The sequence below is a fragment of the Niallia sp. M35 genome (assembly GCF_050971705.1).
Lineage (GTDB): Bacteria > Bacillota > Bacilli > Bacillales > Cytobacillaceae > Niallia > Niallia circulans_A.
In genome coordinates this window covers 250,242-263,399 of record NZ_JBPCEP010000004.1, presented here as the reverse complement: position 1 = coordinate 263,399, position 13,158 = coordinate 250,242, and the positions used below count along the sequence as shown (strand labels likewise).

The following is a 13,158-nucleotide window of genomic DNA, read 5'->3' as shown; positions in this document are numbered from 1 at the left end:
TGCCTAATAGAAGCTTTTTTATTTACTCAAGTGACGGCCGAATCGATTTTCCAGTCCTTGCTGGATAATAGAAAGAGGGAAACAAATAAGCCAATACAATAGGGCTACCTCTGAATATAGCAATAAGAACTCATAATTCGTACTTGCGATTTCCTGTGCCTTTCGAAACATTTCTGTTACTAGAATTAAGGCTGCTAGAGACGAATCTTTAATTAAACTGATAAATGTATTAGATAATGGTGGAATCGAAACACGTGCAGCCTGTGGCAAAATAATTCTTTTTAAATTTTGAACATAGCTCATCCCAATGGAATAGCCAGCTTCCCATTGCCCATTAGGGATACTTAAAATGGATCCTCTCACAATTTCCGATCCATACGCTCCAACACTTAATGAAAAACCTATAATAGCTGCTACAAAAGGTTCGAGCGTAATACCAACATTGGGCAACCCGTAAAAAATAATGAAAAGCTGTACGAGTAATGGTGTTCCGCGAATGATGGAAACATAGATTCCAGCAATCACTTTAAAAATTTTTATACTGGATAATCTAGCTAAAGCGGTTAATACAGCTAAAATTATCCCAATAATAAAGGATATAATGGATAGTGGTAGCGTATATAAAATAGCCCCCTTCACCAAAGGGAGAAGGGAACTAACTGCTATATCATAATATCGTTGGAATGCTTCTGGGTCAGTAAAAATGCTATTTAAGTACATCTTCTCCGAACCATTTCTCAGATATTGATTTATACGTACCATCATCAACCATTTCTTTAAGTGCTTTATTTACCGCTTCAACTAACGTATCATTTCCTTGTCTAAACATTAAACCACTATGCGCTACATCATCAGCAGTATCGACAATTTTAACTTTTACATCAGGTTTTTGCTTTTTAAAATCTAAGAAAGATAATTTATCATTAACGGTAACATCTACTCGTTTGGCATTAAGAAGTTCAATCGCTTGATTAAACCCATCCACTCCAACTAGCTCTGCGCCATTCGTTTTGGCGATTTCCGCATAATTACTTGTTAATGATTGTGCTGACTTTAATCCCTTCATATCTTTAAAACTCTTCACATCTGAATCTTCTCTTGTGATAAGAACAGCAGCAGAAGAAATATAAGGATCAGAAAATGCATACTTTGCTTTTCTTTCATCATTAATCCCTACTTGGTTTGCAATCATATCAAAGCGCTTTGCATCAAGGCCTGCAAACATGGCATCCCATTGTGTTTCCTTAAATTCTGCTTTCACTCCTAAACGTTTTGCCACTTCTTGTGCAATTTCCACATCAAATCCAGTTAGCTTCCCAGAATTATCATGAAAAGTAAAGGGAGGGTATGTACCTTCCGTACCAACTATTAATGTGCCCTTATCTTTAATTTGTGCCAATAAATCTGCGTTGCTATCAGCTTTTTTATCTGCAGAATCTTTTGATCCCTTATCTGAATTGCTACCACAAGCAGCTAATACAATGGTAAGACTTACTAATAAACTTAACAATATACTAAATTTTCTCATATTATTCCTCCTTATTCCGATAAGACTTGTCAGCAATAGCTATCATAGTATAGGGGATTACCATTTGTCAAAGCATTGATTCTCCTTTTTATTTTCACCAAAAGTTCTGACATTAACCATGTGGATTATATCCATTTGATACCAAAAAAAACAGGGAAACCTCGTTCTTATCCCTCCAGTCAACTTTGTTTTTAAATTACATTTTTTTATTCATTAAGCATTTAATAGTTTCTAGTTAGTAAAGCATTTAAAAGGATATTATAGTGAAATGCTTCCTAAAATATGAGTAATTGTATGAAGTTGATCGTAATTTTTAGAGAGAGAAATTAAACATAGCAAGACGGATCAATAACTACAGTAGTACATTCTCAAACTACTGATAAGATTAGGAATCAAAGTGAAATTCGAAGTCGGAATTATTTGGAGTTTTTTTATGTGATTTCAGTGTGAGGAATTGTCGAGGTTGTGTTAAAGGAATACCTATTAAAATGATTCAAAAGTTAATTCAAGCTTCAATCAGCAATAATAATGCGCTAAACGGAGATAACAATAGCCCCCCAATATATCTAGCTGGGGGGATTAAACAGAAAATGATTGCTCTGTTACTTTATTATGCTATTTAAGCTCCTTAACTGCATTTACAAATTCTTCAGCCTTTGTAGAAGCACTGGCATTTACTGCAAATGGTCCATGTACTTGCACTAAAACTTGACTATTTCCTAGTGTAACGTAGCCATCTTTTTTCGCACCTTCATATTCCTTTTGAAGTGTTTCATTCATGTTCTTTAAATCATACCAATATACCTCAACGCCTACATCTTTATAATTAATTGTATCTGAACCAATACAACATAATTTAGAAGTTTCGCTGTTTTCTTTGATTAAATTTACTTTTTTGAAATATTCCGTTAAATCGTCAAGCGTCATATCTGCAAGTGGCTTCGTTTGTGCATCCTTCCCGTTAGACTCCGAATCTATAGACGCTGGATCACTAACGTTATCTTTAGTAACCTCCTCCGTCGATTTATCTTTTGCAACAGGTGCTTTATCAGTAGTATTACTTCCCGCTTTATTTTGTGAACTGCAGGCTGCAAGTACTAGAATTAAACAAAATACTAGAAACGTTAGGTTAAATTTCTTTTTCCTCTTCATAATCTGCCTCCATATCTCTTAACTTGTAAATTTGTTTGTTACTTTATAAACTCGTTATTAATATCACTAAACTTCTTTACGACTGACTGTAGCTGCATGATATAGAAAGAATGAATATTCTTTATTTTTTCTCAAAATAGCCTCTCTGATTAAGATAGAAGTAATGTTTTCCTCGAAAAGCAGTGCTCCATTGCATTAGCTAAAAAAATTTAGCGTTTCGACTGCTTGAAGGACTTTTACTATCATTCTCTTTGTTCATTCTACTTTGATTATCTTCAATGGGATTAGGAAAACAAAGGATATGAATAATCAAATAATTGATTATTTTCTGCGATCTTTCTTTCATTCCCAACTACACATAATGATTGTTTTCCCAGAAGAGCTTTAAACATTTCACTTAAAGATCTTAAATCATCAATTGTAGTATTTATAACCTCCTGTCTTACTTTTAGTCGTTGTTCATAAGTATTATTTATAAAATAATTTGTTTCTGCCTGTTCTCCCTTTATCCTTGCATTCATCGGGTTATCTAGATCTGCTATTGTGCCGATAATATACCTCTGCAATTCTGATCTTGGTAAATCTAAATCCATTATAAAATCACTTGTTGTATTATAAATATCTACTGTCTCAAGCAAATTGGGGTCGCGATAAGAATAAAAAAATATATTACCATTCATATAGATGTTTATCCCTCCACCATATGCACCACCTAAAACTCGCAAATTTCTCCATAAATAGGTTAAATTCAGTATTTTTGCTAGCACCAGCATCTGCCCGGAAAATTCATAACCCATTTTTTTTAGATTACCGCCCTGTACTACATATAAGATGGAATTACTATTCGTAAATGCTTCCTTGCTGATATCATTATTTATCTGAAATTCAAAAGTCTCTACTTTGTTCCCATCTGGTAAATCGAAGTTTAAAAAGGCATTAGAAAACACTTTCATCGCATCCAAATCACCGGTTAATCCAACAACTAAATTTTTTCGACAAAATAGGTTATTAGCAATTCCCTTCATTTTTTGAATAAATGAGTCATACCTTTGTTCAAAATCCTTTTCCAATTTTACGAGAAATTGATAGAAAGAAATTCCTCTTAAGTGTTCATTGATATAACCTAATGCCGTTAAACTACTATTAACTCGAATAGCCGCAAACATATTACCATTACTATTTAATTGTATTTTCATATTGCTCACTAGATTGCCGATAAGCTCTTTCACTTTTTTCTTATTATCAAATTCGGTTTCAGTTAGAATATGATGAACAAGTTTCAGAGATTTTTCCATATTTTTTTCCATTGTTCTGACTTTAACCGCTACTTTATGAAGGCAGGTATCAACGCTGCTAGAGTACAAATAGTTTTCGAATGAGACTATCCCAATTTTCATTGCAATTTCGCTTGCCAGCGCCTCACTAGTATATTCTGAAGTTCCTAATTTTCCTAACAATTCAGTAAATAATCTATAGTAGGAAATATCATCTTTTCCATTTATTGCATCGAAATAGAGATTATAGTAAACTACTTTTTTTGTATAAATATCATGGAATAAAACCTTAGAACCGTTGCATTCTATTTCCTGCAAAGGCAGATCAGCTGGTTTTGGGTCAATGTCTGACAACAGCAGAGTAGGCAATGTCTCTTTTGCTTCATCACTATCAGATATAGATTGAAATTTATTCAGTTCAGCATTCTCTTGAATTAAGGCTTGTAAATCTGCTTCTTTCATACCATCTTTAATCCTCTTCAATTTTACTTGTTCCTGTAAATATTCTATATTAGAAAGTTGCTTTGACGGCTTGCATACTACGATAGCAGATTGCTTCCCATTTAATAAGTAATTTTCAATAAACCTTTCAAAATATGGCTCGCTCAATGCAGATTTTACTGTTTCCAAACTATCTTCATATTGGAAGGCTTTAATAAGTGGTTTACCTGCAGCCCAATTGGATGCGGCGTTAATGCCATGAAATAACCCTTCTGGAAAGGTACCATAGTCTGCTTCTCTTAACTCAAATTCAGTTGATAGTATAGCAGCTTCGATTAACTTTTTATCTATCCCCTTCTCCACTAATTCTCGCAAAGTATCCTGGACAATCTTGATAAACATGTCTTTGTTTTCGGCATCCCCATTACTGCAGCAAATAGCAAAAAGCGGATATTTAAGGGAAGAATCAACTAAACCAAAGGCATCCTTTCCTAGTTTTTCTTCCAGTAATTTTTTTCTTAAAATTGCTGAATTTCCTTCCAGCAAAATTTTATTTAAAACATTTAGAGTGATACCCAAATTTTCATCAGCTTTTTCCTCCACCTTACACGCAAAAGCTAAGAAGGTATTTTCTTCTTCTATCTCCTTTTCAGAAATCGGATACTCGCTAGTAAATTCTTTCCGTTCTCCTTCGAAGATCTTATCAAGTGCTAAAGGCTTATTCTCTTTCCTTTCAAATTGACCAAGCACTTCATTCAGCTGCTGTAGTCTCTCTTCAATGTCCATAGCCCCATAAAGATAAAGAAGACTATTGGAAGGATGATAATAATCTCGATGAGCTTCCAAAAGCTTTTCATAAGTTAAGTTTGTAATCTCCTTCGGATCTCCGCCAGAAAAATTGGCATGAGGAAAAGAAGGATATAAAGCTTTAAATAAGGTGTGTATAAAACGTTGCTGTGGTGAAGATAAGGTACCTTTCATTTCGTTATAAACAATTCCTTTGTATATAAGCTCATTCGTTTCCTCACTATAAGCTAAATGCCATCCCTCTTGAAGGAAAATTTCCTTTTGTTCATGTAACTTCGGAAAAAAAACCGCATCTAAAAATACATCCATCATATTCGAAAAATCTTTCTTATTTACACTTGCAAGAGAAAACAGTGTTTTATCAGGATAAGTAGAAGCATTTAAATATGTTTTCATCGATCCTTTCATCAATTCAACTATAGGTTCTTTAACTGGATATTTCTTCGAACCACTAAGTACACAATGCTCCAAAATATGAAAAACACCTGTATCATCCATTGCTGGTGTACGGAAACCAATCGAAAATCCCTGATGCTCATCATCATTATTTACCCATATTACCTTTGCGCCAGTTCCTACATGCGTCATTATATAGACATTTCCGTTAATTTCTTGTATATATTCTTTCTGTTCTATACGAAAACCGTTATATTCCTCCAATGTTAGCCCTCCAGTTGTTATAAAGTCTAATTTCCATACGTCCACTTGTATCTAGAATTCACTTGTTCTTAAATAATAAAGTTATTCCACCTGCAATAATCCATAGTTCTTATTAAGTCTTTTTTTTTCTAAAATTCTTTATCTATCAAACTATCCACTTCACTTATGCAAATCAACAAAGCCTTTATAATAGGCATTTTTCTCACACAAATCATTATGTGTTCCCTCTGCTACAACATGGCCGTTATCAATAATGACAATGTTATCTGCACCTTGAACGGATTGTAAGTTATGTGCTATCTTAATAATCGTCTTCCCATCCATTAAATTAGCTAGCGCTTCATTGATGTATCGTTCAGATTTTGTATCTAAATTGCTAGTTGCCTCGTCTAAAAGTAAATAATCAGGGTTGAGAATGAGAGCTCTTGCAATAGCAATCCTCTGCTTTTGACCACCCGACAGCCTGCTTCCTGCTTCCCCAACATCTGTATCAAAACCACTTGGACAGCTTTGAATAAATTCATAGGCATTTGCAAGTGTTGCAGCTCTGATCAGTTCCTTCTCGGATACTTCTCTTCTAGCTCCATAAAGGATATTGTCCCTAATAGTACCAGATAGAATAGGACTACTTTGTGAAACATACACCATTGTCCTTCTCCATTCATCTAGATGGATATCTTTTACGTCCTGCGAGCCGAACATAATTGATCCTGCTGTCGGTTCATAATATCTGGTAATGAGATTGAATATGGTTGATTTTCCAGCACCATTCCCACCTAAAATGGCAGTTACCTTTCCTTTTGGAACAGTAAAGCTTACATCATGTAAGATTTGGTGCTCATTATAGCCGAAGGCCACATTTTTAAAAATAATATCTTCTTCGCTTGGTCCAATTGCGATTTTTCTCTTGACCTGTTCTTCCTCTGCTTCCATGAGATTTGCAATGTTTGCAGTGGCGCCTTGTGCTCCCTTAATTGTCTGAAATTGCGACAATAGTTCATATAAGCCTGGCAGCATAATCATTGATAGATTGTTAAAAGTAACTAAATCACTCGTTTTAAACGTCCCATTCCTAACATAATAGGCTCCTACTGCAAAAATAATAATCATAGAGAATGTAGTTATTAGGTTCCCAACTACTGCTTGAATTCCCCCCATAAAGGTTTTATATAGATCTGCCCTATACCTCGTTTTTATTGCTTCAATTCCATCATTCAGCTCCTCATCCTCTGTAGCTTGAGCTTTTATATGCTTCATATTAATAAGATGTTCTGAAAAGTAATCTGTCATTACACCATAGGTATGAAAGATCTTATATTGGATATTAAATTGAAGACGACCGATAAGCCAAAATATGAAAAATACCAAAGGAATCATTAATGCATACGTAAATGTAAGGGTTGGATTTAATGAATACATACCGACTAAAGCTCCGAGAAAACTATATAGAGAAGCAAAAATACGAGTTACGATACTTGTTGCATCACTTGCAGTAGCTGCATCGTTCGTTATTCTTGAAACCAAGCCGCCCTGCTTTTTCTCGTTAACCACCTTCATCGTTGTTTTTAGAATTTTGTTTAAAAGAACAAATCTTAAACTACGATTTACTTTTTCATTTCCAAAAAGTTCTGCTCCACTTTGAACCATTCTCGCCAAAATAGTGGCAATTGTCAGTCCGACAAAAACATAAATTGCATTATCTTCAAAAAATTTGCCTATTTGTATTTTAGTTTGAATTGGAGCTAGTTTTAAAGCTATCCATGTTAGGGATAATCCCGATAAAAATGATAAAATATATAAAATCCATGGTATTTTTATTTTTGCAAATATCTTCAAAAATGGTTTCCACTTCATTTTTAACGTTGTTTTAGAACTACTCATCATCTCACTCCTCTCCATGCTTCTCCATCATTGCGCGATAATAGGCATTTGCTTCTATCAATTCTTCATGCGTACCGAAAGCAGAAACTCTTCCACTTTCTAAAACTATTATTTCATCAGCAACTTGCAAGGACTTTGAATCATGAGTGACCATGATGACAGTTCTCCCCTTCATTAAATTTTTCAGTCCAGTTAAAACCTGGTCTGCTGTATTAGCATCCAAATTTGCAGTTGCTTCATCCAGCAAAAGATATTTCGGGTCTTTCAAAATAGCTCTCGCAATTGCAAGCCGTTGTTTTTGCCCTCCCGAAAGATTATTCCCCATAGTTCCTACCTCAGTATCCAAGCCACTCTCTAACTTTTCAATAAATTCATAGGCATTTCCGAGTTTTGCGGCTTGAATAATTTCCTCCTCCCTTATTTCACGTTTGATTCCATAAAGAAGGTTTTCTCTTATCGTACCGGACATGATCCCACTATCTTGGGAAACATATGCAATGGATTGACGATAATGTTTGAGAGAAAAGCTATTAATATTTTGGTTTCCTAGTGTTATCTCACCCTCTAAAGGAGCATAAAACCTATCTATAAGATTTAAAATGGTTGTTTTTCCACAACCGCTTAAACCAACTAATGCCGTTATATTTCCTGCTTTAAAATTGCATGAAATATCTTTTAAGACTTGCTGTTCTCCAAAATTGAAGGAAACATTATGAAGCATAATATCTCCCTGAAGCAGATCATCATCTTTTCCTGTATAATATTCTTCTTCTGCTTGCTCTAAAAGTCTGCTGATTCTATCTGTGGCTCCTTGTGCTGTTTTAATCTGCGTCCAAATTCCTGCTTTCGAATTAATAATAGTCGTTAAATTTCCCACATAGAGAAAATACGCTGTCCACATTGTCGTAGTAATCTCACCATTATTCAAAAGGGTTATCCCAATTACTACAATCAACACTGTCTGTCCCAATGTGACAAGGGAAAGTGCTGGAGTAAAAAGTATGCCAATCATCCCATTGGATATACTCGCCTTATATAATTGATCAATTGCAGCTTTTCCCCGCTCATTTTCTTTGTTTTCTTTAGCAAAAGATTTAATCAGCGGTACATTTGACACTAATTCAGCTAGCACTTGGGTTAGTCTGGATACTCTATACTGCTCTTTTCTTTTTGTTTTAAATTGTAATCTTCCAAAAACGATGCTAATTATAATTAGAATTGGTATAACTACTAATATCGAATACATCAATTTAATGTCATAATTGGCAAGCTGTTTTGCCGTTTCATAGGTGAGATAAAGTGTTGTAATTTCTCCAATCAACGTCTGCATAACTAAACTGCTTATTATTCCTGTATCAGTTGTAATACGGCTTACCATCTCTCTTGGTTTACTTTTATCAAAAAACTCGACTGGAAGGCACAACATTTTTTTCCAAAGCATTTTTCTTAGATTCATATCAATTTTGGCCTCAGCAATTCCTTGTGCTATACTAGACAGCTGCCCAATCAAGCTTGAAAGAATCGTCGCGGACACTAACGACGTAACAAGGGTAACACTAACATTGCCGTTAAATAATTCTGCAGTATATGAGGGCACCATAATGCCAATTTTTACTGCAAACATCATGATAAGGATATAGGCAAGTATCCATACATACGGAAGGTGTGATTTCCAGATTAGCTTTATAAACCTTTTCCAAATTCCTTTATCTAAATTCCCCGGCTTTTCTCCAGTAACTATAGCCATCTTTTTATTCGTCTTTAAAGGTACTGACACTCGATTATCCCCCCAACTTTACCAAAAAAGCATTTTAGAAGATGAATTAAAAATTATTTTTTTACAGTTTCATTCCTTGCTGTAAGGAGTGGCCAAAGATCAAAGAAATAACTCCATTTTCTTCTAATTTTTCCAGTGATTATTGATTAAAAAGACATCTGCACTTCAAAAGAGATTCTCTAATAATATTTTTACTCTGTTTTAATTTACCGCCTTCTACTCCTAAACCCGTTATAACTTTTCCAACATTACTTCATGACGAAGGTAATAGCTACTGCAAAGCTATTCGTCGATTCCTTTAGATACTTCCTCCTCCTTGTAAATTACTACCTCTTTATTAATATATCAATGCAATAATTGTGCCAAATTTTATAATAAACAAAAAATTCTCAATATTACACCTTGATGATTATATGTATTTAATATTACCTATGTGTTTTTTAAGTAAATTTTGTAAAGCTATAAAAAATTCAGCTGTCACTTTCTCAACCATGAAAGAAGTGATTATCAATTATGAGAAATACTGAAATTAGAAGCTTTAATAATGAATACATATTCCGAATTAAGCGGTGGTTTTATTGCTTATTCTTAAAATAAAACACCCAAAAAGTTAGACTTTCTTCTCTAACATTTTGGGTGCAGTATATCACTGTATAAATAACTCGAATAATTGATTAAAAACTTATTCAAGTTGGGATTTTCGAATATTTACAAGCGCAGCGACCACATGAACTGCTAAAATAACTCGTACTCCTATATCTATTAACAACTAAACAATACAACTTTAGTAGTAGTATTTTGAGATTTTTTCTTTTATTTCTTCCTCTCTCAATACTCCTATATGACGTTCTACCTCTTCCCCATCTTTCATGAAGACGATAGTAGGTACTGCCATAATGCCAAATTTCTCACTCATTTCTTTTTCATCAGTAATATTAACTTTAACAGTATTAATAAAAGGTAAATCTTTATCCACTTCCTCTAAAATCACTGCTAAAATCTTACATGGATTACATGTATCTGAATAAAAATCAACTAACGCAAATCCCTCACTAGTTAATTGATCAAAATTGTTATTATTTCCTTTTCTGATTGCCATAATCGTCCCTCCATTTTCACTTTTATTTTACTAATAATTTATTTTGTTCAAAAGCTTCTTTAAAAAAGCCAGCTATCTTTTCATGTGCATAAGCTGAATAGGAATAGGTTAAATAGTTGAAATATGGGAATAACTTCTTTGATTCACTTAAAGAATAGTTTTTATAATATTCGCTGCTTTCAAATGATGATTCATAGGTAGATTCATTGAAAGTTACATTATCATCTTGTGCAATCGACAACCCTATTAGCGCTCTTTTAAGGTAATTTGGGTATCTATTATTTTTATATTCTACCTCAAATGCTGCCAATGAGGGCTCGCCAATTCTTTGCCCAATTTCCATCTCCGTCATTTCCTCTAAAACTTTCCCTTCTTCTTGACTAAGAAAAGTCATCTTAGAAACATCGCCTTCAAATAGTCGATTGATGTCCTCTTTGCTAATTTCGAACTCTGAAATTTCCATTACCCTATCGATAACTTTTTCAGCTACTTCAGACACCTGCTGACTTACGATTGTGTCAAATAAATAATCTTTGTAATCTTCTACAGTTAAAACGCCGTCAATATTCTCTTCTCTGATTAATTCATCTGTTAACTCTGGTATTTTTTTTCTTTCAATCTTCGTTACTATTGTTTCAATAATATCTCCGTTTAATTTAATTAACTCCATCTGATTAGGAATCATATTGACAATTTGCTCTTCAAACGAGCTATTAAATAAATTGGACCCTACTACCACTGGGAGACTTTTCTTATTGAATTTTTCAGTAGCACTTGCCAAATTTAACGTAACTAGATCTCCTTTTTTTACATAATCAGCTACTTCTTCATATTCTGAATACTTATTAACTACTTTAGATAAAGATTGGATAATTTTGTTCTTTACCTCAAGTGCTTGTGTAGGTAAATCAAATATTTCAATTGTTCTGAAATCTTCAACTTTAATTATTTTTGATCTAAACAAAAATCAACACATCCTTATAAGTTTTTCGAAGGTTTCAATCTATTAGTAAGAATGAAACTATCGTAAAATGATAAATTCACTTTATTTCGAATCATCAAAACAAAAATCATATTTATCTAGTTTTCTGTATAATGTCGCAAGGGAAATTTGTAATTCCTCTGCCACTTTCCCTTTATCTTTCTTATAATCTTCTAAAACAAAATAACTTTGTAGTATCTTTTTCTCATATTGAGCAATCATTTGTTCCAAACTTAATCGCACATTTTGCATACCAGCTGTTTCTTGAAGATAATCTGGTAAATCATGAAAACCAATGATATCCGATTCGGCCATATTGACCATATATTCTATGGCATTTTCCAATTGTCTTATATTCCCTGGCCATTCATATTGAAGGAACCATTTCTCTAAATTAGGATCGAGCTTCATTTGTTCCTTGTTTAAAAGCTGACAATGTTTCCGAATAAAATATTTACAAAATAGAGTAATGTCTGATTGTCTCTCACGGAGTGGCATCGTATATAATGGAATAACATTCAAACGGTAATACAAATCTTCTCTGAATCTTCCTTCTTGTAGCATGCCTTCCAAATTTCGATGTGTTGCTGCAATGACTCTTACATCTATTGGTATTGAGGACTTTCCACCAATACGTTCAATTTTTCTTTCTTGTAAGACACGTAATAACTTTGGCTGTAAAGAAATTGGCATATCCCCTATTTCATCTAAGAATATTGTCCCCTTGTCCGCCAGTTCAAACTTTCCCTTTTTTCCTTCTTTTTTCGAACCTGTAAAGGAGCCTCCTTCATAACCAAACAATTCACTTTCAAGCAAGGTTTCTGGAATTGCAGCACAATTTATTGCTATAAATTGATGATTCTTCCTATAGCTTTCATTATGAATGGCACGTGCTATTAATTCCTTTCCAGTACCGCTCTCTCCTCTGATTAATACAGTGGAAAGGCTGTTACTTACTTTCTTAGCTTTTTGAATTAGATTCTTTAGGCCTGTTTCATTACCAATAATACTTCTAAAGTTAACTTCATCACTATTTATTAGTCTATTATGATAAGGTGCTTGTAGCATATTTAATTTTGTTGCCAGTTCCTTGCTGAAATCGATTAATTCGCACATGTAATTTTCAAGATTCAATCTTATTTTTTCTTTGTGTTCATTTGAAAAACCTATAATGCTAATAACTCCTATCACACTATCTTGATCTTTTATGGGATAGGCAATCGCTCCATATCCAACACATTCATTATTATATTTGCAATTTTTACAGCCAAGTTCACTAATCTTTGAATCATAAATAACATAAGGCTCTAGATTATTCAAAACTCTTTGAACTACTACATTATTTCTTCCATCACCAAAACTATTTTGATAGCGCCCTGTTCCGCTTATTATTTCGCCATTTTCATCATGCACCACTACATCAAATTTCAGAGATTCAGAGAATTTCTGTACCATTTCGTCAAATCCCATTTCGTGTCTGACTTCATACTCAACGTTCTTTACAATATTTATTAAATGCGAAAGTCTTTCTAATTTCACCTTTTCACACCCCTTTAG

General features: G+C 33.7%; 9 protein-coding genes. All 9 read right to left on the bottom strand.

Translation table 11 applies throughout. The features are described 5' to 3' along the window. Positions 1-18: 18 nt before the first annotated feature. Entirely contained in the window at positions 19-720 is a 702-nt protein-coding gene (locus NiCM35_RS06925) for an amino acid ABC transporter permease (RefSeq protein WP_433779022.1), read from the bottom strand. Next, entirely contained in the window at positions 707-1,528 is an 822-nt protein-coding gene (locus NiCM35_RS06920) for an amino acid ABC transporter substrate-binding protein (protein ID WP_433779020.1), read from the bottom strand. The genes NiCM35_RS06925 and NiCM35_RS06920 overlap by 14 nt, the downstream gene beginning before the upstream one ends. Positions 1,529-2,143: 615 nt before the next feature. Beyond that, positions 2,144-2,680: a hypothetical protein gene (locus NiCM35_RS06915; RefSeq protein ID WP_123260637.1), complete on the bottom strand. Its 537-nt coding sequence runs from the start codon at positions 2,678-2,680 to the stop codon at positions 2,144-2,146. A gap of 284 nt (positions 2,681-2,964) precedes the next feature. Next, positions 2,965-5,862: an insulinase family protein gene (locus NiCM35_RS06910; RefSeq protein WP_433779018.1), complete on the bottom strand. Its 2,898-nt coding sequence runs from the start codon at positions 5,860-5,862 to the stop codon at positions 2,965-2,967. A gap of 159 nt (positions 5,863-6,021) precedes the next feature. Continuing rightward, positions 6,022-7,746 carry an ABC transporter ATP-binding protein gene (locus tag NiCM35_RS06905; protein WP_164464110.1) on the bottom strand — a complete coding sequence of 575 codons (1,725 nt, stop codon included), beginning with the start codon at positions 7,744-7,746 and terminating at the stop codon, positions 6,022-6,024. A gap of 1 nt (position 7,747) precedes the next feature. Further along, positions 7,748-9,520, bottom strand: a complete 1,773-nt coding sequence (locus NiCM35_RS06900) for an ABC transporter ATP-binding protein (protein ID WP_095330466.1) — start codon at positions 9,518-9,520, stop codon at positions 7,748-7,750. A gap of 784 nt (positions 9,521-10,304) precedes the next feature. Beyond that, complete coding sequence (locus tag NiCM35_RS06895) at positions 10,305-10,619, bottom strand: thioredoxin family protein (RefSeq protein WP_123258160.1); 315 nt, start codon at positions 10,617-10,619, stop codon at positions 10,305-10,307. Between the two features lie 22 nt (positions 10,620-10,641). Further along, entirely contained in the window at positions 10,642-11,583 is a 942-nt protein-coding gene (locus NiCM35_RS06890; protein ID WP_095330464.1) for a trigger factor, read from the bottom strand. 81 nt (positions 11,584-11,664) lie between these two features. Further along, complete coding sequence (locus NiCM35_RS06885; protein WP_235850284.1) at positions 11,665-13,140, bottom strand: sigma-54 interaction domain-containing protein; 1,476 nt, start codon at positions 13,138-13,140, stop codon at positions 11,665-11,667. Positions 13,141-13,158 lie beyond the last annotated feature (18 nt).

Excerpts from the sequence above, each read along its gene's own strand:
- NiCM35_RS06925 (WP_433779022.1), bottom strand. The coding sequence starts at position 720 with ATGTACTTAAATAGCATTTTTACTGACCCAGAAGCATTCCAACGATAT.
- NiCM35_RS06920 (WP_433779020.1), bottom strand. The coding sequence starts at position 1,528 with ATGAGAAAATTTAGTATATTGTTAAGTTTATTAGTAAGTCTTACCATT.
- NiCM35_RS06915 (WP_123260637.1), bottom strand. The coding sequence starts at position 2,680 with ATGAAGAGGAAAAAGAAATTTAACCTAACGTTTCTAGTATTTTGTTTA.
- NiCM35_RS06905 (WP_164464110.1), bottom strand. The coding sequence starts at position 7,746 with ATGATGAGTAGTTCTAAAACAACGTTAAAAATGAAGTGGAAACCATTT.
- NiCM35_RS06895 (WP_123258160.1), bottom strand. The coding sequence starts at position 10,619 with ATGGCAATCAGAAAAGGAAATAATAACAATTTTGATCAATTAACTAGT.